The sequence below is a fragment of the Streptomyces sp. NPDC107581 genome (assembly GCF_055657175.1).
On sequence record NZ_JBVKBH010000018.1, the window covers coordinates 129,820 to 153,206 of the forward strand.

At 68.5% G+C, this 23,387-nt stretch carries 16 protein-coding genes; 5 read left to right on the forward strand and 11 right to left on the reverse strand.

Going from position 1 to position 23,387, the window contains the following annotated elements; all coding sequences use genetic code 11:
* Positions 1-42 precede the first annotated feature (42 nt).
* Entirely contained in the window at positions 43-576 is a 534-nt protein-coding gene (locus tag ACZ7P3_RS35485; protein ID WP_472088031.1) for a TerD family protein, read from the forward strand.
* Positions 577-717: 141 nt separating this feature from the next.
* On the opposite strand, the gene ACZ7P3_RS35490 is transcribed toward ACZ7P3_RS35485, so the two are convergent.
* On the reverse strand, positions 718-3,612 hold the full coding sequence (locus ACZ7P3_RS35490; RefSeq protein WP_472088033.1) for a vitamin B12-dependent ribonucleotide reductase: 2,895 nt from the start codon (positions 3,610-3,612) through the stop codon (positions 718-720).
* Positions 3,613-3,777: 165 nt separating this feature from the next.
* Positions 3,778-4,329 carry a transcriptional regulator NrdR gene (gene nrdR / locus ACZ7P3_RS35495; RefSeq protein WP_472088035.1) on the reverse strand — a complete coding sequence of 184 codons (552 nt, stop codon included), beginning with the start codon at positions 4,327-4,329 and terminating at the stop codon, positions 3,778-3,780.
* A gap of 573 nt (positions 4,330-4,902) precedes the next feature.
* Here nrdR and lexA point away from each other — a divergent pair.
* Positions 4,903-5,682, forward strand: coding sequence for a transcriptional repressor LexA (lexA, locus tag ACZ7P3_RS35500; protein WP_333772146.1), 780 nt, complete (start codon positions 4,903-4,905; stop codon positions 5,680-5,682).
* Positions 5,683-5,838: 156 nt separating this feature from the next.
* Here lexA and ACZ7P3_RS35505 read toward each other — a convergent pair whose 3' ends face one another.
* The 4 genes from ACZ7P3_RS35505 to ACZ7P3_RS35520 all read right to left on the reverse strand — a co-directional run bounded on the left by ACZ7P3_RS35505 (position 5,839) and on the right by ACZ7P3_RS35520 (position 12,955).
* Entirely contained in the window at positions 5,839-7,815 is a 1,977-nt protein-coding gene (locus ACZ7P3_RS35505; RefSeq protein WP_472088037.1) for an ATP-dependent DNA helicase, read from the reverse strand.
* 473 nt (positions 7,816-8,288) lie between these two features.
* Positions 8,289-9,137: a GNAT family N-acetyltransferase gene (locus tag ACZ7P3_RS35510; protein WP_472088038.1), complete on the reverse strand. Its 849-nt coding sequence runs from the start codon at positions 9,135-9,137 to the stop codon at positions 8,289-8,291.
* Between the two features lie 72 nt (positions 9,138-9,209).
* Positions 9,210-11,150, reverse strand: a complete 1,941-nt coding sequence (locus ACZ7P3_RS35515; RefSeq protein WP_472088040.1) for an IucA/IucC family protein — start codon at positions 11,148-11,150, stop codon at positions 9,210-9,212.
* Positions 11,151-11,446: 296 nt separating this feature from the next.
* Positions 11,447-12,955, reverse strand: coding sequence for a diaminobutyrate--2-oxoglutarate transaminase family protein (locus tag ACZ7P3_RS35520; RefSeq protein WP_472088157.1), 1,509 nt, complete (start codon positions 12,953-12,955; stop codon positions 11,447-11,449).
* A gap of 793 nt (positions 12,956-13,748) precedes the next feature.
* On the opposite strand from ACZ7P3_RS35520, the gene ACZ7P3_RS35525 reads away from it, so the two are divergent.
* Entirely contained in the window at positions 13,749-15,074 is a 1,326-nt protein-coding gene (locus tag ACZ7P3_RS35525) for a sensor histidine kinase (protein WP_472088042.1), read from the forward strand.
* 561 nt (positions 15,075-15,635) lie between these two features.
* Here ACZ7P3_RS35525 and ACZ7P3_RS35530 read toward each other — a convergent pair.
* Positions 15,636-15,806, reverse strand: coding sequence for a hypothetical protein (locus tag ACZ7P3_RS35530; RefSeq protein ID WP_472088044.1), 171 nt, complete (start codon positions 15,804-15,806; stop codon positions 15,636-15,638).
* A gap of 224 nt (positions 15,807-16,030) precedes the next feature.
* Here ACZ7P3_RS35530 and ACZ7P3_RS35535 point away from each other — a divergent pair, with 224 nt between their 5' ends.
* Complete coding sequence (locus ACZ7P3_RS35535) at positions 16,031-16,945, forward strand: ABC transporter ATP-binding protein (RefSeq protein ID WP_472088046.1); 915 nt, start codon at positions 16,031-16,033, stop codon at positions 16,943-16,945.
* A gap of 220 nt (positions 16,946-17,165) precedes the next feature.
* Here the strand turns inward: ACZ7P3_RS35535 and ACZ7P3_RS35540 are convergent, their stop codons facing one another.
* Together ACZ7P3_RS35540 and ACZ7P3_RS35545 are read right to left on the reverse strand one after the other, a co-directional pair.
* Positions 17,166-18,131, reverse strand: a complete 966-nt coding sequence (locus ACZ7P3_RS35540) for a transcriptional regulator (RefSeq protein WP_472088048.1) — start codon at positions 18,129-18,131, stop codon at positions 17,166-17,168.
* Positions 18,132-19,483: 1,352 nt separating this feature from the next.
* Entirely contained in the window at positions 19,484-19,867 is a 384-nt protein-coding gene (locus tag ACZ7P3_RS35545; protein WP_472088049.1) for a hypothetical protein, read from the reverse strand.
* A gap of 247 nt (positions 19,868-20,114) precedes the next feature.
* On the opposite strand from ACZ7P3_RS35545, the gene ACZ7P3_RS35550 reads away from it, so the two are divergent.
* Positions 20,115-20,882 (forward strand): thioesterase II family protein, encoded by a 768-nt coding sequence (locus ACZ7P3_RS35550; protein WP_472088051.1) that lies wholly within the window; start codon positions 20,115-20,117, stop codon positions 20,880-20,882.
* Positions 20,883-21,113: 231 nt separating this feature from the next.
* On the opposite strand, the gene htpG is transcribed toward ACZ7P3_RS35550, so the two are convergent.
* Both htpG and ACZ7P3_RS35560 read right to left on the reverse strand, forming a co-directional pair.
* Positions 21,114-22,952, reverse strand: coding sequence for a molecular chaperone HtpG (gene htpG / locus ACZ7P3_RS35555; protein WP_472088053.1), 1,839 nt, complete (start codon positions 22,950-22,952; stop codon positions 21,114-21,116).
* Between the two features lie 180 nt (positions 22,953-23,132).
* Complete coding sequence (locus ACZ7P3_RS35560) at positions 23,133-23,348, reverse strand: biotin/lipoyl-binding carrier protein (RefSeq protein WP_472088055.1); 216 nt, start codon at positions 23,346-23,348, stop codon at positions 23,133-23,135.
* Positions 23,349-23,387: the final 39 nt, after the last annotated feature.

Consider the following 23,387-nt stretch of genomic DNA (forward strand, 5'->3'; position numbering starts at 1 on the left):
GGAGTTGAGGAAAAGGGATCCTCAGGGGGAAGGGAAGGCCCGGTGACTGGCTTCAGCAAGGGAATCCGCAAGGTCGAGGTCGGGCTCAAGTGGGACCCCAGTCCCGCGGGTCAGCCGCCCACCGATCTGGACGTCGTCGCGGCGACGTTCTTGTCGGGTGACGCGTACGGGGCTCCGGCCTATCTGGTGCACTTCGACAGCCGTTCGCCGGACGGCACGATCTTCCTGAACCGCGACAGCACGGACGGGCGGGGCTTCGGCTGGGACGAGGTCATGACGCTCGAGCTCGACCGGCTCGGCAGCCAGTACGCGCGCGTGGTGGTCGGCGTCGTCATCCAACAGCAGCCCGGGCACCGGACGTTCGTCGACGTCCTGAATCCGGCCATGCGCATTCGCGAGGGCTACACCGTGCTTGCCGAGGACGACTTCTCCTCGGTGCTCGGAGCCACAGCGGCCACGATCGCCGAGTTCGTGCGGGACGAGTCCGGCGCGTGGAACTTCCACGCCGGTGTCCACGGCTTCGACGAGGATCCTGCGACCTTCACCCGGGTCATGGGCAGGGCCACCCAGCCCTGACGGCCGGCCCCGAACGGAACCCAGATCGAGGCCGCCCCGGGGGCAGTGCTCGGTACCGGACCCGCGGGAGATGAACGCGCCGCAAAAGGTAAGGGGCGCCGGCCCATGGCCGGCGCCCCTTACCTCAGGAACCTCGCGTCATCAGCTGCAACCGCTGGTCGAGCCGCAGCCCTCGCAGATGTAGCAGGAGCCGGCCCGCTGCATCTTCGTACCGCAGGAGAAGCACAGCGGTGCGTCGGCCTGGATACCCAGCTGCATCTCCACCAGCTCGGCGCTGGTGTGCGCCTGCTGCGGTGCGGGCTTGGCCGCCTCGGACTCGGCCTTCGGGGTGGCGACGGCCTTCAGTTCCGTCTGGCGCGGCGCCGACTGGGCCAGACCCTCGACGTCGACCTCGTCGTCGGACGGCTCGTAGGAACCGGTCTCGAGGTGACGCTGGCGCTCCTCGGCGGAGTGGATGCCGAGGGCGGAGCGGGTCTCGAAGGGCAGGAAGTCCAGCGCCAGGCGGCGGAAGATGTAGTCGACGATCGACTGCGCCATCCGCACGTCCGGGTCGTCCGTCATACCGGCCGGCTCGAAGCGCATGTTGGTGAACTTCGAGACGTAGGTCTCCAGGGGCACGCCGTACTGGAGGCCGACGGAGACGGCGATGGAGAAGGCGTCCATCATGCCGGCGAGGGTCGAACCCTGCTTGGACATCTTCAGGAAGACCTCACCGAGACCGTCGTCCGGGTAGGAGTTGGCGGTCATGTAACCCTCGGCGCCACCGACCGTGAAGGACGTGGTGATACCCGGGCGGCCCTTGGGGAGGCGCTTGCGGACCGGGCGGTACTCGACGACCTTCTCGACCGTCTCACGGATGACCGCCTCGGTCTTCTCCGTGATCTCGGCCTTCGCCTTGTCCTTCGTCTTGGCGGAGAGCGGCTGGCCGACCTTGCAGTTGTCGCGGTAGATGGCGAGCGCCTTGACGCCCAGCTTCCAGGCCTCGTAGTAGATCTCCTCGACCTCCTCGACGGTCGCCGTCTCCGGCATGTTGACCGTCTTGGAGATGGCGCCGGAGATCCAGGGCTGGATCGCGGCCATCATGCGGACGTGGCCCATCGGGGAGATGGCACGCTCGCCCATGGCGCAGTCGAAGACCTCGTAGTGCTCGGGCTTGAGGCCCGGGGCGTCGATCACATTGCCGTGCTCGGCGATGTGGGCGACGATCGCCTCGATCTGCTCCTCCTGGTAGCCCAGGCGACGCAGGGCCTGCGGGACGGTGCCGTTGACGATCTGCATCGAGCCGCCGCCGACCAGCTTCTTGAACTTCACCAGGGCGAGGTCGGGCTCGACACCGGTGGTGTCGCAGGACATCGCGAGACCGATGGTGCCGGTCGGGGCGAGAACGGACGCCTGGGAGTTACGGAAACCGTTCTGCTCGCCGAGGCGCAGGACGTCCTGCCAAGCCTCCGTGGCAGCCGCCCACACCGGGGAGTCCAGGTCGTCCGTCTGCACGGCCTTGCCGTTGGCGTCGGCGTGCTGGACCATGACGCGCTTGTGGGCGTCGGCGTTGCGGGCGTAGCCGTCGTAGACGCCGACGACCGCGGCCAGCTCGGCCGAGCGGCGGTAGGCCGTGCCCGTCATCAGCGAGGTGATGGCACCGGCCAGGGTGCGGCCGCCGTCGGAGTCGTACGCGTGGCCGGTGGCCATCAGCAGGGCGCCCAGGTTGGCGTAGCCGATGCCGAGCTGGCGGAACGCGCGCGTGTTCTCACCGATCTTCTGGGTCGGGAAGTCGGCGAAGCAGATCGAGATGTCCATCGCGGTGATGACCAGCTCGACGACCTTCTGGAAACGCTCGGTCTCGAAGGACTGGTTGCCCTTGCCGTCGTCCTTCAGGAACTTCATCAGGTTCAGCGAGGCCAGGTTGCAGGACGTGTTGTCCAGGTGCATGTACTCGCTGCACGGGTTCGACGCGGTGATCCGGCCGGACTCGGGGCAGGTGTGCCAGTTGTTGATGGTGTCGTCGTACTGGATGCCCGGGTCGGCGCAGGCCCAGGCGGCCTCGGCGATCTTGCGGAAGAGCGCCTTGGCGTCGACCTCCTCGATGACCTCACCGGTCATGCGGGCGCGCAGGCCGAACTTGCCGGCACCCTCGACCGCCTTCATGAACTCGTCGTTCACGCGGACCGAGTTGTTGGCGTTCTGGTACTGGACGGAGGTGATGTCGTCCCCGCCCAGGTCCATGTCGAAGCCCGCGTCGCGCAGGACGCGGATCTTCTCCTCCTCGCTGACCTTGGTCTGGATGAAGTCCTCGATGTCGGGGTGGTCGACGTCGAGCACGACCATCTTCGCGGCGCGGCGGGTGGCGCCGCCGGACTTGATGGTGCCCGCGGAGGCGTCGGCGCCGCGCATGAAGGAGACCGGACCGGAGGCGTTGCCGCCGGAGGAGAGCAGTTCCTTGGAGGAGCGGATGCGGGAGAGGTTCAGGCCGGCGCCGGAGCCGCCCTTGAAGATCATGCCCTCTTCCTTGTACCAGTCGAGGATCGACTCCATGGAGTCGTCGACGGACAGGATGAAGCAGGCAGAGACCTGCTGGGGCTGCGAGGTTCCGACGTTGAACCAGACAGGGCTGTTGAAGCTGAAGATCTGGTGCAGGAGGGCGTACGCCAGCTCGTGCTCGAAGATCTCGGCGTCGGCGGGGGAGGCGAAGTACTTGTGGTCCTCACCGGCCTTCCGGTACGTCTTCACGATGCGGTCGATCAGCTGCTTGAGGCTGACCTCGCGCTGCGGGGTGCCGACGGCACCGCGGAAGTACTTGCTGGTGACGATGTTGACCGCGTTCACCGACCAGAAGTCGGGGAACTCGACGCCACGCTGCTCGAAGTTGACCGAGCCGTCGCGCCAGTTGGTCATGACGACGTCACGGCGCTCCCACGCAACCTCGTCGTACGGGTGTACGCCGGGGGTGGTGTGGACACGCTCGATGCGCAGCCCCTTGCTGGCCTTGGCGCCCTTGGATCGGGAACCCCGTGCCGGACCGCTCGCCGTCTCTGTCATGCCGCCTCCCTGTACGGGCTAAAACGCCCTGAAGTGCCACGATGTTCCCGTGGCACGGTGTTGTGTCTGGTGTTGCGGGCATCCTCACGCTGCCGCCCGCAACAGGTCTTCGCTCGCCGCTTACCGGCCGGAACCCGGGTCTCCGTCCGGTTTCCGGTCCGCCGGTCAGTCGGCGGCGCGGGCGGGCACGGGAACCTGAGTGGTCCCTCCGGGCCCGCGGTCGTCCTCCTGGCTCCCCGCTCCCGCGTCTTCGTCGTCCGCAGCGGGGTCCCGCGTGGCATCTCTCAGCTCCGCGATGGCGGCCTCGAAGTCCTCGAGCGAGTCGAACGCCCGGTAGACGGAGGCGAATCGCAGATAGGCGACGAGGTCGAGTTCCTGCAACGGGCCGAGTATGGCCAGACCCACGTCATGGGTGGTCAGCTCGGCACTTCCGGTGGCCCGCACCGCTTCCTCGACCCGCTGGCCGAGCTGGGCGAGTGCGTCCTCGGTGACAGGCCGCCCCTGGCATGCCTTGCGCACGCCGTTGATGACCTTGGTACGGCTGAACGGCTCAGTGACTCCGGACCGCTTGACCACCATGAGCGAGCACGTCTCCACGGTCGTGAAACGACGGGAGCAGTCGGGGCACTGGCGGCGCCTGCGGATCGACGTGCCGTCGTCGGTCGTACGACTGTCGACCACACGGCTGTCGGGGTGCCTGCAGAAGGGGCAGTGCATGATCTCCAACCCTCCTCACAGCAGACTCAATAGCCTCGCTGGACCTCAGGGGCCCCTCGAAGCAGCCCCAAGCATAGGCGATCGCGGAGGCCCCGGAGACCCGGGGGACCCGTACAAACACAACTTGTGGGCCGCTGTAGCCATCCAACCACTAGATGTGGGGATTGGCTCATACACCAAGGCAGACTCGCGTGTCGCTGCGGAAAGACAGGCCCCGGACCTCCGCGAACGCCCCACCGAACACGCGGACGCACAGTCGTTTCCCCGTGGCGCTTACGGAGATACCGTGGGCGCCGCACGGAGGACACGTGGGACTCCGGCACAGAAGGAGCCCAGGTCCCGGCAGGCGGGATTCCGGATGGCAGACTGGGGAAGCAACCCACAAGGTGGTCTGCCCCGGCGGTGAAGAGTACAACAATGGGCGCTTTTGTCGGCCAGGGATCGCGTTAGCCATACACCCGGACACACGATCACGTCAGGCGAATCGCACTTTTTCACTCGAACGTGTGTTTGGCGCAACCTTTCGAAAGCAACTACCGTTGTCCAGCAGGGAGACCATCGAGAGGGGCCGACGTGACCACCACCGCAGACAGTGCCACCATCACTGCCCAGGACCGCTCCCAGGGCCGAGTCGAGCCGGTACATGCGATGAACGAAGCCACGAATCCCGAGGGACACAAGCGCTCTCTACCGGGCCGACCTCCAGGCATCCGGGCGGACAGCTCCGGACTCACCGACCGGCAGCGCCGGGTGATCGAGGTCATCAGGGACTCCGTGCAGCGACGCGGGTACCCGCCGTCGATGCGCGAGATCGGCCAGGCCGTCGGCCTTTCGAGCACCTCCTCGGTCGCGCATCAGCTGATGGCTCTTGAGCGCAAGGGCTTCCTGCGCCGAGACCCGCACCGCCCGCGCGCTTACGAGGTGCGCGGTTCCGACCAGGCCGTGACCGTGCAGCCGACGGACACCGCGGGCAAGCCCGCCGCGTCCTACGTCCCGCTGGTCGGCCGCATCGCGGCCGGCGGCCCGATCCTCGCGGAGGAATCGGTCGAGGACGTGTTCCCGCTCCCCCGGCAGCTCGTCGGCGACGGTGAGCTGTTCGTCCTGAAGGTCGTCGGCGACTCCATGATCGAGGCAGCGATCTGTGACGGCGACTGGGTCACCGTCCGCCGTCAGCCGGTCGCGGAGAACGGCGACATCGTGGCAGCCATGCTCGACGGCGAAGCGACCGTCAAGCGCTTCAAGCGCGAGGACGGCCACGTCTGGCTCCTTCCGCACAACTCGGCCTACGAGCCGATCCCTGGCGACGACGCGACCATTCTGGGCAAGGTCGTCGCCGTACTGCGGCGCGTGTGACGGCTGCGGTGAACGGGCCGGACGGCTCGTCCCCTGACCGGGCCCCGGGACCCCTGCGCCGGTTCCGGGGCCCTGTGCTGTGCGGGCCCCGGACCCTACGGGCTGAGCCCGGGCGGTCCTGCATCGCGGGGTGGGCCGGGCCGGCCTACCCCGCGATCACTGTGTCTCCGCCTGCTTCGCAACCGCGTCGATCGCAGCGAGCGACCTGCGTACCTGGTTGCGGTCCGTCGTGTACCAGAAGTCGGGCAGCGACGTCTTGAGATATCCGCCGTACCGGGCTGTGGCCAGCCGCTGGTCCAGTACGGCCACCACGCCTCGGTCCCCGGAGGCCCGCACCAGACGGCCGGCGCCCTGGGCCATGAGCAGGGCTGCATGGGTGGCGGCCACGGCCATGAAGCCGTTGCCGCCGGCGTCCTCCACTGCCTTCTGGCGGGCGCTCATCAGCGGGTCGTCGGGGCGCGGGAAGGGGATCTTGTCCATGACGACCAGCTGACAGCTGGGTCCCGGGACGTCGACGCCCTGCCACAGCGACAGCGTGCCGAAGAGGCAGGTCGCGGGGTCGGCCGCGAAGTTCTTGATCAGCTCGCCCAGCGTCTCCTCGCCCTGGAGCAGGATGGGGAACTCCGGGACCCGGGAGCGCAGCTCTTCCGCAGCGAGCTGGGCGGCACGCATCGATGAGAACAGGCCGAGGGTGCGGCCGCCGGCCGCCTGGATGAGCTCGGTCAGCTCGTCCAGCATGTCGGCGCGCTCGCCGTCCCGTGCGGGGCGCGCGAGGTGCTTGGCGACATACAGGATGCCCTGCTTGGGGTAGTCGAACGGCGAGCCCACGTCGACGCCCTTCCACTGCGGCAGGTCCTCGCCCTCGACGCCCTCGGGACCCAGTCCCAGGGAGGCGCCGACGCCGTTGAAGTCGCCGCCCAGCTTGAGGGTCGCGGAGGTCAGCACGACGCTGCGGTCCGCGAAGAGCTTCTCCCTGAGCAGCCCGGAGACCGACATGGGGGCGACCCGCAGCGAGGCGCCGAAGCGGTCGTGGCGCTCGTACCAGACCACGTCCCACTCCGAGCCGTTCAGAACGCGCTCGGCCACGTCGTGCACCGTCTCCACCGAGGCCAGCGCCTGCTTGCGGACCGCGTCCTCGTCCTGGACCGACTTGTCGCGGGTCGTGCCGATCGCGGAAATGACCGTACGGGCAGCGTCCCGCAGCGCCATCAGGGCATACCCGAGGTCTTCCGGGATCTCCTCCAGGCGGCCGGGCAGGGCCAGCTCCATCAGCCGCTCGAAGCCCTCGGCTGCGGTCTGGAGCTGATCGGCGGCCTTCTCGTTGACGAGTTTGGCGGCCCGGCGCACCGCTCGATTGACCTGGCCCGACGTGAGTTCGCCGGTGGCGACGCCGGTGACGCGGGAGACGAGTTCATGCGCTTCGTCCACGATCAGCACCTCGTGCTGGGGCAGTACCGGGGCGCCCTCGATGGCGTCGATGGCGAGCAGCGCGTGGTTCGTGACGACGACCTCGGCGAGCTTGGCACGCTCGCGGGCCATCTCGGCGAAGCACTCGGCTCCGTAGGCACACTTCGAAGCGCCCAGGCACTCCCGGGACGACACGGACACCTGCGTCCATGCACGGTCGGAGACGCCGGGAGTGAGATCGTCACGGTCGCCGGTCTCGGTCTCGTCCGCCCAGTCACGCATACGCAGCAGGTCCTGGCCCAGCTTGCTGGTGGGCGCGGCGGCCTCGAACTGGTCGAAGAGCCCGTCCTCCTCGTCCTGCGGCATGCCCTCGTGCAGGCGGTGCAGGCACAGGTAGTTCGACCGGCCCTTGAGCATGGCGAACTCGGGGCGGCGCCGCAGCAGCGGGTGGAGGGCGTCGACCGTGCGCGGCAGGTCCCGTTCCACGAGCTGGCGCTGCAGCGCCAGCGTGGCCGTGGCCACGACCACTCTCTCCCCGTGTGCGAGCGCGGGCACGAGATAGCCCAGCGACTTTCCGGTGCCGGTGCCGGCCTGGCACAGAAGGTGGGATCCGTCGTCGATCGCTTCGGCGACCGCTTCGGCCATGGAGACCTGGCCGGGGCGCTCCGTACCGCCGACGGCTGCGACAGCGGCATGCAGGAGTTCGGGGAGTGAGGGCTTCGTCATAGCCCGACCACCCTACGGCCCGGCACTGACAAACGGGCGATCAAGGCTGGGACGAGGGGTGGGATCACTGACGGGGCTCCAGGGGTGGGACGGCGTGCGGGAGGCTCCGGGGACGGAGCCGACGACTCTGGGCGGGCAGATGACTGCTGGGCGGGGCAGATGACTGCGGGGCGGCGCAGATGGCTGAGCGGATGGCTGCGTGGCTGAGCAGATGGCTGTGGCACTGGGACGGCGCAGGTGCTTGCCGGGTGGCGCGGATCGGTGTGGATCGGTGCGGCTTGGTGTGGATTAGTACGGGTTAGTACCCGTTGGTGCGGGATCTTCGACCCGGCGACAACTGGCAGGCGCAGTGCGGCCGGCTCGGTGGATCCGGTCGCGATCGGCTCGAGGATCCGGCAGAGATTGACTCCGAAGATCCGGGAACCCGAGCCTTCCGCCGTTCGTACTCATTGTGACGGCGCCACCACCCGGCGCTACATCAGACCGCGCAGGACTCGGTCCCGGATCATGAGGGCGGCCCGTTTACCGGGCAGGTCGACCTCAGCCGCGTACCGATAGCCGGCGCTGAGGAAGGCGGATACGGAGGGGGTGTTGCGAAGATCGGGCTCCGCCACGACGCGAGCGCAGGCGGGGCGACGGTCCAGGACCAGGTCGGCCACGGCTCGGAGCAGGGCGGATCCAAGCCCCAGCCCTCGGTCGGAGGCGTCGCCGATGAGGAGGTGGACCCCGGTGTCGTGCGGACGAGCCGGATAGTGGCGGGCCAGCGGATCCAGGTCTGCCCGGTAGATCTCCCAGTAGCTCATGGGGGTGCCGTCCAGCAGGCCCAGACACGGCACGCTGCGTCCGTCGCCGTCGAGTTGCGCACGCAGGTGGTTCTCCGTCCCGCTCCGGGGACCGCCGAGGTGCCAGAACGCGGTGACGGTGGGGTCGTTCATCCAGCGGTGGATGAGTGGCAGGTCGTGCTCGATGCGCGCGGGCACCAGCTGGAAAGGCCCCACGGGGGTGGCGGTCGGCCCCCAGGTGGAGATGTGGTCGAGCAGGTCCTCCTCGACCTCGACACGGGGCACTTCAGCTCGGCCGAACTTCACGGCGGCGGCTCTGGCGAGGTCCTGGCCTGCCTGCAGTCCGCCGTAATCCTCCTCGGCCGCTCCCCGGGCGAAGCGGGCGATGAACTCGTCGGGCAGGTGCAGGTCCAGCGTGTCCTCGCCGTCCCCGAAGGAGGCGGTGCCACCCGTGCCCGCCAGGTCTTGGGGGTCTGAGCAGCCCGCGTGGACGGGGACGGCGCCGGGGCTGGTCCCGGCGGTCGCGTCGGTGGGAGGCACGGTGCGTTCCTCTCGGGAGAAGAAAGGGGTCGTGGTCCTCGGAGACAAAGCAAGGAAGACGGTGCGGTTCGTTCAGGAGTGAAGGGGGTTGGCGATGGTGACGTAGACGGACTGGGTGTCGACCGGGCCGACGAGTTCGTCGAGGCCGTGCAGCCCGGTCAGCAGGTTGGCCTTGCACCGCAGGACGGGTGAGTCGAGCAGGAGGCCGGGCAGCGGGGTGTGCAGGGAATCGCGTCCTGAAGCGACGCCGGTGAGGAAGCGGCGGAACGCGGCGAGGAGCAGTCGTTCGTCGGCGAGATGCTGGGAGCCGAGCGCGCCGATCAGGCCGAGCACGTTGTTGATGGCGAGGTAGTACGCGAAGCGTTCGTCGGCGATCTCGTCGGAGACGAACGTGTCGCTGCGCTCACCGATGCCGGGGAATCGCGCATCGAGTTCGGGGCGTCGGGACTCGCGGAAGTAGTAGCCCTGATTGTCCCGGTAGCGGCCACCGGCGGGCCAGCCGTCGCGGTCGAGCAGGAGCAGTGTGTTCTGTTGGTGGGCTTCGAGGGCGATTCCGGCCTCGCTGTCCAGCCACAGCACGGGCCGGACGACCTGCTCGAGGTACCGCAGGAACCACTCCGCGGTGACGGCTCCGACGGGCCGGCCGGTGCGTGCGGCAAGCCGTTGGACGAGCTGGGCCAGCCGGGACCGGAACGGCGACGTGCTCTGTGTCCGCGAGGCGTCGGCGCCCGCCGTGGCGAGAGGGCGGAGCGAGACGAGCCCGGCGACACAGCCGACGTCGTCGGCCGGGGTGAACGGGTTGTGCCTGATCACGACGTCGAGGCCGGGCACGGGCCGGCCGTCCGGGTCGTCGACGGCGATCCAGGCCGGGTCGCGGACGATGTCGAAGCCGGGGTGTACCGCCTGCCACTGCTTGGACAGGCCGCTGCGCAGCAGCCGGTGCACCTCGACTCCGCGATGGAGTTCCTTGCGCAGGTTCTGGCGCCGGGAGTTGGTGATGCGCAAGCCCAGGGACAGCTTGAGCATCGCGGGGGCGCCGGACCGGTGGACCGTACGTACGGAGGAGGTGGGATGCCAGGGAGAGCCGAGCGGACCGAGGTCGCGGAGCAGGCCGGAGTCGAGCAGGGCGGCGATCGCCTCGCGGTGCGCGACCGTGCGCGCCTGCCAGGGGTGCAGGGGCAGGGCGGCGTATCCGTCGGGCAGGGGCAGGGCTGCTTCGGCGAGCCGTCGGGAGAGGAGGTCTGCGGTGACGGGACGGCCGCGCTCGGTCCAGGCCGAGTCGCTCGCGAGCAGCGAAGGGGCGACCGCCATCCAGTGCAGGGGGAAGGAGCCGCGCAACTCCGGTGAGTACCACCGGGCTTCGGTCTCGGTCAGGCCTTCCCGGCTCTTGGGGGTCGGGTGCAGGGGATGGCCGAGGAGGAGGGCCTGCTCGGCGCCGAGGAAGAGGTCGGGGCCGTCGGCCGGATGTTCGCGCCGGTCGCGGATGAAGGTCGCGGTCCGGTGCAGGGAGTCGCACACCCTGGCGACGAGGTCGCCTCCGCCGCCGTGGGAGGTGGGGCCCGTGGTGCCGGCCGTGCCGCCGGGCGTCTCCCTGGCGAGCAGGGCTGCGAGGGTGACCGCGTCGACGGGAGGGGCCGCTTCGGGGGCGCCGGTCAGACGAGGTGGTCCGATGCGGTGCCAGCCCGTCGGGGAGCAGTAGCGGACCGGAGCGATCAGTGCGGTTCCGCTGGTCGGCAGGGGGATGCGGAAGGTGCCGGTGGCGGAGACGGCGAGGTTCGTCTCGCGTACCCAGCAGCGGAGGAGGTTCTCGACGGCGGCGGCCTGGGCGGCGGTGTGCGGGTCGGGATGCTCCAGCGGGTCGCTGCCGGGCTCTCCCCACCGTGCGGCCTCGGCGGTTCGCCTCTTCTGCTGGGGAACCGACTCGGCGAGGGGCACGGGCGAGGGCTGGGCGCCGGAGTCTCCCTGGTCGTCGGGGCTGCCGGAACGGCCGTCGGGTGTGGGGGTGGCGTTCAAGACGGCTCCTCGGGGCTGGGCTGGGTCTTGTGCGGGTGGTTCTCGTCCTGTCGTCCGCTCGGTTGGTGAGCAGTCATCGATGGGGCGTCCCGGCGGCGCCGGAGGGATCCGCGTCGAGCGGGGGCTGAGAGGGAGTGGTCGGGGTGTCAGTCGGGTGGTGGGGAAACGACGAGGTCGGGCGGGAAGTCCTGGACGGAGGTGCGGTTGAGATGGGGTGTGAGGCAGGCCCTGCCGTTTCCGCGGGCTACGGCGGCGGGGTCGACCGGGTACGGCAGCCCGCCGGGCGGGTACGGCCGCTAGCCCGTCGGTTCGGGAGGGCCGCCGTCATGACGCTGACGGCAGCCGTGATCCTGCTGACGACGGCCTTGGTCCTGCTGACGGCGGCCGTGGCCTTGCTGGCAGCGGGCCGCCGCGGCCACCGCGTCGGTCAGACGGTCGAGCACGGCTGCCGCCTGTTCATCGCTGATGGTCAGGGGCGGGAGGAGCCGTACGACGCCGGCGTGACGGCCGCCGAGTTCCACGATGAGGCCGCGCTGGAGGCACTCCCGCTGGACGGCCGCGGCGAGCTCGGGGTCGGCGGAGCAAGGGGGGCGGGTGGACTCGAGGCCGTCCATCGCCATGCGGTGGTCGCCGGCAGAGGGATTGTCGTCCGGCCTGCCCGCCCGGCTCTCGGGGTCGACCAGCTCGACCCCCATCATCAGGCCGCGCCCCCGGACTTCCCCGATGCAGGGGAACTCCTTCTGGAATGCGCAGAGTTGGGACAGCATCCGAGAGCCGATGACGGCGGCCCGTTCGGCGAGGCCGTTCTCGCGAACGTGGGCCAGGGTGGCGGTGCCCGCGGCCATGGCGAGCTGATTGCCCCGGAACGTGCCCGCGTGCGCGCCGGGTTGCCAGACGTCGAGGTCGTCGCGGTAGACGAGCACGGCCAGGGGGAGGCTGCCGCCGATGGCCTTGGACATGACCATGACGTCGGGCGTGACACCGCTGTGTTCGACGGCCCAGAAGGCGCCGGTGCGGCCGACACCCGTCTGGATCTCGTCGGCGATCAGCGGAATGGACCGGTCGGCCGTGATCTGTCGCATGCGGCGCAGCCAGTCGTCCGGCGCCGGGATCACTCCGCCCTCGCCCTGGACGGGTTCGAGGATCATCCCGGCGGGCAGCGGCACCCCCGACTTGGGGTCGTCGAGGAGGGACTCGCACCAGCGGGCCGCGATTTCGGCGCCGCGCGGGCCTCCGACACCGAATGGGCAGCGGTAGTCCTGCGGGTAGGGCAGGCGGGCGACCTGTACGTCGAGGGCGCCGCCCGAGGCGGCCAGGGCTCCGGCGGTCATGCCGTGGTAGGCGCCGGTGAAGGCGAGCATGCCGGTGCGTCCGGTCGCGGCCCGGACGAGTTTGAAGGCGGCCTCGACCGCGTCGGTGCCGGCCGGCCCGCAGAACTGGACGCGGGCACGGTCGGCGAGTCCGGGCGGGAGGGTGTGGAACAGCTCGGTGATGAAGGCGTCCTTGACAGGGGTCGCCAGATCGAGGACGGAGAGCGGGGCACCGGAGTCGAGGACCCGCCGGATGGCCTCCAGCACGACCGGATGGTTGTGACCGAGGGCGAGGGTTCCCGCACCGGAGAGGCAGTCCAGGTAGCGGCGGCCGTCGGCGCCCTCGATGGTCATTCCCCGTGCCCGGACGGGCACGATGGGCAGGGCACGGGCGTAGGTGCGCGCGGCGGATTCTCTCGCCGACTGGCGTCGCAGAATCCCCTCGTGCACTGCACGCGCTCCCCCGTACGCGCCATCAGCCACCGATTCGGTCATGGCCACGGCTCGCTGTCCTCCCCGCCGTCCAGAGGCAAGTTGATCCGCGGGGACCGGGCACAGGCAGCAGGCCCCCCACCGCTACCAACCGCGAACGGACCGAGGGGTTACGGGTTGATTCGAGATCACTGTCCATTGAAGGGTGAACGTCACGCGCTGAGGGCGGGGGCCTCGCCCGGCATCGCCGATCGGTGCAATCCGTCCAGCCGGCCGAGCAGCGCCGTGCGCCGGGCGCATGCCCTACGCGTCGTATGTCGTACGCGTCCTATGCCGTACGCAGTGACAGCGGGGAAGGGTGGGGCTAGACCCACCTCCCGCGGGGCGTAGCGGGATACCGGGCGCGGGACGGACGAACGTACCTTCATCAGGGTCGGCCGGGCGAAGGGGGATGGAGCGGAGCACCGGAAGAAGAACCGATCGACGGTCCTCCTGCTGCGCCGCCTCGTCTCCCGCCATCTCCAGCGCCCGCCGATCACCGGAGCGGCCCTCGCGGCCGCCGGGTCGGCGTCGGTCGCCGCAGCTGCTGGACGGCCGCGCCGCTCACCCTGGGGATGTTCGTTGACCGTGATCGGTGGCGGGCCCGGCAAAACCATGGCCGGCCGTCGACGATGAGCCGACCAGTGAGGGAAGTGGCCATATGTCCGGTGAGAGAGCGCCGGCCCTGCAGGGACCGATGCACCGGGCGGCTGCCGACGCCGCGGCAGGGTTCCCGGCACGTGGCCCGCGATCGGCGAGCGCTTCCCCGGACGGACCCGGCCGGCACGACGGCGAGCGTGGCGAGGGCACCGGCCGGATGGGACCACCCGTGAAGGGCGGTCTGCTGGGCTGGTGTTCCGAGATCGGGGTCGGGCTGTACCGGTCGGCGGTGCTGACCGGGCTCGTCGGCGTGATGCCCGCGGTCGGATCGGTCATCGGGCTGCTCGGCCCCCGCGTGGCCTATGCGTGGTCCTCGGAGTCGACCGGGTCCGGGTTCATGGGGGCGCTGGCGTTCCTCGGCGAGACGGCGGTGGTGATCCTGTGGATCGCCGGGGCCCTGTGGATCACGCATCTGCTCACCAGCCGGGTACTCGCCAGGACCGCGCGACGGCTTGCGGACAGTTGGCTGGGCTTGCGGATCGAGGCGGCCTACCGTCCCGTTCCGCCGGTCACCCGTATGGCGACGGGCTACTGGTGGGACGGCAGCGAGTATCACCAGTCCGAGCGGGAGGCGCGCCGTCGGGCCCGGGTGAAGGCCCGGTTCCATGATCCGCAGTTGCACTGGGACGGGGTGTGGACCGTGATCGTCGCTGTGCCCATGCTGCTCGTGGTGGCTCTCCCCCTGCTCGGGCTCGCGGGCGGCGCGTACATGGCATTGGGGACCGACCTCCTCGGCTACGGTGTCGCCGCGATCGTCGTCGGCCTGGGCATCGCCCCTGTCGCATGGAGGATCTTCGAACCCCTGGCGATACGGTTCCTGGGAGCAGCCCCGCGTTCGCGCCTCGGTAAGCGGGTGGACGAGCTGGAGGCCATCCGGGCCGACCTGACCCAGGCACAGGCGGCCGAGCTGGAGCGCATCGAGCGGGGCCTGCACGACGGGGCCCAGGCCCGGCTGGTGGCCATGGGCATGTCGATGGGAGCCGCCGAGCAGCTCGTCGACACCGACCCCGCCGCGGCCAAGGCGATCCTCGCCGACCTCCGGGCCACGTCCGTCACCGCGCTGACCGAGCTGCGGTCCCTGGTCCGCGGCATCAACCCGCCCGTGCTCGCCGAGCGCGGCCTGGTGGACGCCGTCCGGGCCCTGGCGCTCGACGCACCCGTCGAGGTCACCGTGCACAGCGCCGTACCCGCGCGGCCCGAACGCCCCGTCGAGTCCGCGGTCTACTTCGCCGTCGCGGAACTGATAGCGAACGCGGCCAAGCATGCCGAGGCCTCCCAGGTGGCGGTCGAACTCACCTATGCCGCGCCGACGCTCACCGCGACCGTGACGGACGACGGGATCGGTGGGGCCGCCGTCTCGCCGGGCTCCGGGCTGAGCGGCATCGAACGCCGGATGACGGCGTTCGGCGGCAGGCTGGAGATAGACAGTCCGGCGGGCGGTCCCACCCGCATCACCGCGTCGGTACCGTGCGCATTGTCGTGACCGAAGCGTCGACGCGCTGATCGGCGAACGGCCGGACATGGTTGTCGTGGACGTCCGTCAGCTGAGCAGGGACACGGTGAGGGGCTCCGGGCCACAGTGCGGGTCTCCGCGCCGCAGTCGACGCCCGCCGGAAAGCACCCCGGAAGGCACCCGGGACGACCACGCCGTTCGCCGGGCCCGGACTCGCTACCGAAGCCGACACCGACCGCCCTTTCCGGGCCGCCGACTGCCTGTTCCGAGCCGTCGGCCACCAACAGCGGCGCCGGCGGGCAGAACGACGCCGTAATTACGCGGAATTGGAGATCAGTCGACTCGGCAGGCCGACCGGCTCGGTGATTCGATTCTTTGTCCGACCTGCACCGCTTTCCAGGTGACCTTTGAAAATTTCTGAGGCGGTGCGTCAGATAACCACCCAAGGCGCACTGTTGAATCATGACCGAGTCACGGTTGAGCCCATATGGGACCGAGACGGGCGACGCTCGCAGAATACGTGAAATGCGCCGAGCAGCCCTCTCCAGCGCGTCAACGAGAACATGACACCAGTCACAGTGAGTGGGGGAGTCATTCGGCCACACCGTCCCCCACCTGGCCGGTCATCTGCTGCAACAGCTCGCCCGCATCGCTCAGTTTCAGCCGTTCCCAGTCGGCTCGCTCGACCCCGGATGGCCAATTGCACCACTTTTCGGTCCGGATGCTGGCCATTTTCGCCAACTCGCGCACAACATCGGTCATTCGGCCTGATCTTTGTCGGCATCCGAATGTTTGGACTCGTGGGGCCGGAACTCGGGTGGGGCTAGCCCCACTTCCCACGGGGCATAGCGGGATACCAGCAGCGGGCGGGCCGACCGTATCTTTTGTAGTGTCGGAAGGGCCTGCCACAGGCCCGTCGATATGAGCGGGGCACCGAACAGACGCCGATGACGCACACGAAAACGAGCACGTGAAAGGACAAGACCATGTCCGCAGTGATTGAGGTGCAGCATCTGCACAAGCGGTACGGCGACCTCGTGGCGGTCGATGATGTCTCCTTCGCCGTCGAGGAAGGTGAGATCTTCGGGATTCTCGGTCCCAGCGGCGCAGGCAAGACCACGACGGTGGAATGCATCGAAGGGCTGCGCAACCGCGACGGCGGCGAGATCAACGTGCTCGGTCTCGACCCGTGCGAGGAGCGGGCCGAGATCACCCAGCAGCTCGGCGTCCAACTGCAGGACGGCCGGTTACCCGACCGGATGCAGGTCGCGGAGGCGCTGTCGCTCTACAGTTCCTTCTACCGCAACCCCGCCGACTGGCGGCATCTCATGGACGCGCTCGGGCTCACTTCGACGAGCGGGACCACGTACGGCAACCTGTCCGGCGACCAGAAGCAGCGGCTGTCCGTCGCTCTGGCCCTGGTCGGCAACCCGCAGGTGGCGGTGCTCGATGAGCTCACCACCGGTCTGGACCCCCAGTCGAGGCGCGAGACCTGGAAGCTGATCGAGACCGTCCGCGACAGCGGCGTCACCATCCTCCTGGTCACCGACCTCATGGAGGAGGCCGAGCGACTGTGCGACCGGATCGCGCTGATCGACAAGGGCCGCATCGCGCTCACCGACACCCCGTCCGGGCTGGTCGAACGGGTCAGGACCGAGCAGCGCATCCAGTTCCGCCCCTCCGCGCCGCTCGACGACACCCTGCTCGCGCAGCTGCCCGACGTGAGCAGCGTCAGCCGCCAGGGTGACTACGTGGTGGTGACCGGCAACCACAACGCACTGAGCACGGTCACGTCCCTGCTGGCGCACTGCCGGATCATGCCCGAGCAGCTTCGGGTCGACCAGGCCACGCTGGAGGACGCGTTCCTCGCCCTGACCCACAAGCACTCCGTTGTCCGGTAGACCGACGGCACCGCAGAGCCCGACGGCCACGACCGACGGGATCGTGATGCCCGCTGCTGCCGGCTTGCCGAGCAACGAGCAGCAGGCAACCGACAACAGACAACGGGCAGCGAGCAACCGGCAAGGGTGAGGCCAGAGTCCACACGATCGACGTGCGGGCTCTGACCTCACCCTTGCCTCAACATGCCCCTGTCACCGTCGTGCGCGACAGCACCGCGTCCTATTCGGGATTCACGATCCGCGCCCGCCTGTTCAACTCCTGAGCGAAGTCTTCCCAGATCTGCGAGTTGTGACGGGAGAGCTGGATGATCAACTCAATGCAGTGCGACGGCACCGAGGCGCAGATGTCGGTCATCTCCTTGGCGCCCAGCACGTTCTCCTTGAACATGCGCAGCAACCGCCGGCCCAGCTCGCTCTGCCGCAACGACGGGTCGCGCATGAGCTTTTCGAGTGTGGCGGTCGTCGGCGGACCGATCACAGAGGAAGGCGCGACCGGCATGGGATCCCTGGGGGTCTCCGTTTCGGCACTGACGCTGCCGCCCTGGCTGGGGACAGGCTCTTCGCCACGCTCTAAGCGCCGCCGTACGTCGAGCGCCGTCGCGGGTGAAACCCCGGCCGTCCGCGCCACCTGACGCAGCGAAGCCTCCGGGTTCTCCCGGATCAGCTCCGCCACGCGCAGCCGCCCCTTCGCGCCGTTCAGGGGACGGACCTTGCCGTCTCGCCCCACCCTGAAATTCGAGTGCGGCACGGAGTCGGAGGAGCGCCGCAGTTCCGCGACCGCCCGGGCTCCGAGCCCGGTCGACTTGGCGATGGCGCGATCCGACATGGTGGGGTGCGACTTGAGTATGCGCAGTGCCGCCGCGGTGCGATCGGCCTGGGTCAGCGGGAGACCATGCTCGACATTCGCCTCAACCGCCTTGAGAAATGCATCCTCGCGACTGCCGTCGAAGAACTGGACGTCAATCACTTTCTGCCCCTTGAGAGAGGCAGCCATCAACCGGTGGATCCCGTCAATCACCCGCATGGTTCTTCGATCCACCAGTATCGGCGGAAGCGGGCTCTCTATGGCCGCGAGCCTCAGTACATGGACTTTGTCCTCGCCTTTCAGGCGGGGCGAGTCACCGGGTAGTACCTGCAAAATGGGAACCGAGACTATTCCTGGCTCACCATCTTGCCCTTCGTCCATTTCAGTCGAAATTGTAGTGCGGCCGGCAAGGCCCATACTGCACCCCCATGACAACTACGACGAGTTATTTGCAGCAAAGAAGCAGTGGCTGCTTCATCCGACTCATGTCGTATGCCCTGGAACCCGCAAGGCACGATTCAAAACGTCGCTCGAAAGCCCCCGTAAGTCCGAGATCCCCCGTAAGTCAATAGCTGGTCAGGCCATTATCGGAATTGTTAGAATCCGCCTACAGGCTAGCAGTCCACCGCTCCTCCACGGAAGCTGCACCTGTGGATTTACGACTTCTTTAACGGCTTACATAGGGACGTCCGGCGCTACGCTCGGTAGTACTCAGAGTCCTGACTCCACGCTTATTTCACTCAGGTTGCACTCAGCCGAACAAAACGGAACTGCAGGGAACAGATCCGTGGCACTTCCGTGAACACCGCAGGGCGGATATCGCCGGATCGTAGACGATTACACCTGCGGGGCCATCCGGACGCAGCGATTCTAACCCGTTCAAGCCAAGCCGCGTGGGGCTCCCGGCGGGTGTGTCGCGCCGAAGAGCGGCAAAGAGCGGGGGTCTCGCATCGAATCCTGGCCATGCGTTCTGGTCAGAGAGGCCGAACGGCACCGAGTTTACCGAGATGGAGAAACTGTGGAGGTTCGATGAACGAGCACTTTCGGCCAGTTCTTCGCTAAGCCCGCTTCCGCGTTTTTCGGCCAAGCCCTCCCCCCGGATCAGGTGTGCCGATTGCTGCGATTTCACGTCCGTCATGGACACGTGTCAGCAGGTCGGTGCCACAGCGCGGGCACGATCCGGATGGTGGGGTCGCGGGAACCCGTCCGTGGCAGCTGCCGGAACGACCCGCGCGTCCGCCAACTCGCACTGCGCCGGCCAACGCCCGGTACTCGACGCCCGGGGCCCCGCGATGCCGCCCAGGGGCCCGGTGATGCTGCCCCAAGGGCCCGGTGATGCTGCCCCAGGGACCCGGCGTTGCTGCCCCAGGGACCTCGTTGCCGTCCCGGGCGCCCAGCTCCCGTAAGGCTGGAACCCCGCTGCCGGAAGGCTGAAGCCCCCGTCGTCGCCCCAGCCGAGCGGGGTCGTGGAGGCCATTGAAAGGCAGTGTTCAACCGCGTCTCGTGTTCAACTGGATGGCCGAAGCTGTTCGATGCGGAGCTGTGTTCAACCGTAGTGCCACGTCAGTTGAACGGCCGCTGCAGAGCCGGGGCCGATCAGGTGGTGGCAGATGCGCACGAACGCAGCGAAGCTCCGGTTGTCCGGGGCAACTTGGAAAAGTCGTCCCGGCAACCGGAGCTTCGCTGCGTTCGTGGCGGCCGCTCTCAGCGGTCCATCAACTTACGGCGGCGGACTACGCCTTGTCCGCGGCGCTCGCCTTCTTGGTGCTGCGCTTCTTCGCGGGCGCCTTCTCGGCGGCCGAACCCTCGACCACCTCGCCGACCACGATGCGCGAGTCCTCGGCCGGAGCCTGCGGCACGGCCGGCACGGTGAGGCCCGGGACGGTGAGGTCCGGGACCTTCTTCACCGTCTCAAGTGCCGTTTCGATCGCCTCGGCCAGGGAGGGCGCAGCCGCGTCATCGAAGTCAATCTTCGTAACGGCGACGTCTGCATTAGTAGGAAGTGAATCGGTCGCGAAAGTCGCGTCGGTGAAGCCGGCCTCGCGCAGGATTCCCGACTCCTCATCGGTGATCTGCCGGCTGAGAACCAGGGAGAATTTGTGCCCCACGTACGTCACCTCTCATTGTCGCCACGTATTTTGGAACAGTAACCGGGTCCATGGGAACGACGCAACAGGCGGCCACATGCCCTCGTTCAGATAACTATCATCAAGACCGCTCCCCGGTCGCCGTTCAACTGCATCAGTTTGCCAGTTGAGCGGATAGCCGCAGGTAGAGGCAGGATGCGCGCCTTGCAGGCGTTCCGGCAATTCGCTATGTTCTGGCTTCACTTAATGATCCGGTGTGACAACTTTCTGGAGTGGCATGTCTCAGCCTTCGCCCGGAGATGAACTGTGGTGCCGCCGTTTTCACCCTGCCAAAAACCCGGCTGCTCGGCTGGTATGCCTCCCGCACGCAGGCGGGTCGGCGTCTTTCTACCTCCCGGTGGCGGCGGCGCTGAGCCCTGATGTCGATGTACTCGCCATCCAGTACCCCGGACGGCAGGACCGGCGTGCGGAACGGCCCATCGACGACCTGGCGGTGCTCGTCGACCGGATATACGAGGTGCTGCGACGTCAGCCGGAACTGCCGACCACCTTCCTCGGTCACAGCATGGGGGCCGTCCTCGGCTTCGAGCTGGCTCGCCGTCTTGAGGCCGACGGTCACGGTCCGGTCCGGCTGTTCGCCTCCGGGCGACGCGCGCCGTCGACGTACCGGGACGAGAACGCGCACCGCAGCGACGAGACGATTCTTGCCGAGGTGCGTCGGCTGAGCGGCACCGCGTCGGCCCTGCTCGGTGACGAGGAGATGATGCGGGCCGCGATGCCCTCGCTGCGCGCCGACTACAAGGCGGTCGAGACGTACCGCTGTGAGCCGGGTGCCACCGTGGACTGCCCGATCACCGTGCTGACCGGCGACAACGATCCGAAGACGACGCTGGACGAGGCGAAGGCCTGGGCCGAGCACACGACGGCATCACTCGACTTCCGTGTGTTCACCGGCGGGCACTTCTTCATCAGCGACCGGAACAAAGAGGTGCTCCAGGTCGTGGACCAGCACTTCCAGGACGAGCGCGCCCGCACCGCCGGCTGACGGTACGGCAGCAGCGCCCGGCACCGCCGGCTGACCGTTCGGCGAGAGCGCCCGCACCGTCGGCAGACCGTACGGAAGCAGCGCCCGTGCCGCCGCGTCATTCTGCGCGACCCTCATACCACGGCCCCGCAACCACCCGGCCAGTCCGGGCGGTTGCGGGGCCGTCGGTTTCGGTGGGCGACCCCGCGTCACACAGAGCGCGTACGGCACGGCCGGCGGACGGTCAGGGCGTCACATCGTCCTGGCGAGGCGGTCGGCGAGCAGCTTGGCGAAGCGCGCCGGGTCGGCCAGGTCGCCGCCTTCGGCGAGCAGCGCGGTGCCGTACAGCAGCTCGGCCGTCTCGGTCAGCTCCGGGTCGACGGCGCGTTCCTCGTGCGCGGACCTGAGCCCGCTGACCAGCGGGTGCTCGGGGTTCAGTTCGAGGATGCGCTTGACCTGCGGGACCTGTTGGCCCATCGCCTTGTACATCTTCTCCAGGGTCGGCGTCATACCGTCGACATCACTGACCAGGCACGCCGGCGAGCTGGTCAGACGGGTCGTCAGCCGTACGTCCTTCACATCGTCCAGCGCCTCGGTCAGCCAGGTCAGCAGCGGTGCGTACGCACCGGACTTCTCCTCGGACACCTCCTGTTCGGAGGGCAGGTCCACCGCGCCGCGCGCGACCGACTGGAATTCCTTGCCGTCGTACGCCTGCACCGCCTCGACCCAGATCTCGTCCACCGGGTCGGTGAGCAGCAGGACCTCGTACTCCTTGGCCCTGAACGCCTCCATGTGCGGGGAGTTCTCGACCTGTGCGCGGCTTTCGCCGGTCATGAAGTAGATCTTGTCCTGGCCGTCCTTCATCCGGCCCACGTAGTCGGCCAGGGTGGTCGGCTCGTCGGAGACCGTGGAGGCGAAGGAGGCGATGTCGAGGATCGCCTTGTGGTCCTCGGCCCCGCCGAGCAGGCCCTCCTTGACGGCCGGGCCGAATTCGCGCCAGAACGTGCGGTACTTCTCCGCGTCGTTCGTCATGAGGTCCTTGACGGTGGACAGGACCTTCTTCGCGAGGCGGCGGCGGATCAGCTGGATGTGCCGGTCCTGCTGGAGGATCTCGCGGGAGATGTTCAGCGAGAGGTCGGCCGCGTCCACGACTCCCTTGACGAAGCGGAGGTAGTCGGGCAGCAGCTCGCGGCTGTCATCCATGATGAACACGCGCTTGACGTACAGCTGGACACCGTGGCTGCCGTCTCGCTGGAAGAGGTCGTGCGGGGCACGCGACGGGATGAAGAGCAGGGCCTCGTACTCGAAGGTGCCCTCCGCCCTCATCTGGATGATCTCCAGCGGGTCGGTCCAGTCGTGCGTGACGTGCCGGTAGAACTCCCGGTACTCCTCGTCCTTGACCTCGGACCGCGGCCGTGCCCAGAGCGCCTTCATCGAGTTGAGGGTGTCGTCCCCCATCCTGATGGGGAACGAGATGAAGTCCGAGTACCGCTTGACGATCTCCCGGATCTTCCAGTCCTGGGTGTAGTCGTAGAGCGCGTCCTCCTCGTCCTCGGGGCGCAGGTGGACGGTGACCGACGTGCCTTCCGGCGCGTCCTCGACGGTCTCGATGGTGTACGTGCCGTCGCCGTCCGACTCCCAGCGCGTACCCGTCTCCTCGCCTGCCTTGCGGGTGAGCAGGGTGACCCGGTCGGCGACCATGAAGGTCGAGTAGAAGCCGACACCGAACTGACCGATCAGCTCGGCCGTTTCCTTGTTCTCGCGGTTCTCCCGCAGCTGGCGCAGCGTCTCGGCCGTACCGGACCGGGCGATGGTGCCGATGAGCCCCACGACGTCGTCGCGCGACATACCGATGCCGTTGTCGCGCACGGTCAGCGTGCGGGCGTCACGGTCGGTCTCGATGGCGATGTGGAGGTCGTCGGCCCGGAGGCTGTCGTCCGTGAGGCCGGCGAGGCGCCGTTTGTCCAGGGCATCGGAGGCATTGGAGATGAGCTCGCGCAGGAAGATGTCCTTGTTCGAATAGATCGAATGGACCATCAACTGCAGGAGCTGGCGCGCTTCGGCCTGAAACTCCAGCGTCTCGGTGCTCATGGGTTCCCTTCTGGTCAAGTGATATGTGCGAGCCCACGCACCATCGAAATCTGACACACCGGCATCGGTACGGACAAGCGCCCCCGACCGGCCTGAAGCCGTGCACCGTCCAGGGCTCGGACCGTGCACGGCTCCAGCGTGCGGGTCGTGCGTCTGTGCAGATATGCCCTGGTCGCCGGCCTATCGGCCGATCACCGCGAGGAGGTCTCCCTCCTGCACGGTGTCGCCGGGGACGACCTGGACCTCCAGGATCCGGCCGCCGTTCTCGGCGAGGACCGGGATCTCCATCTTCATCGATTCGAGGACGACCAGTGGCTCGCCCTCGGCAATGGCGTCTCCGGCCGCGGTGAGCACCTCGCTCACCACGGCGACGATCTCGGCTCGTACCTCTTCCACCACCGGCTCCTGGGGGTGCGCAATTGCCCGGGTGACGCG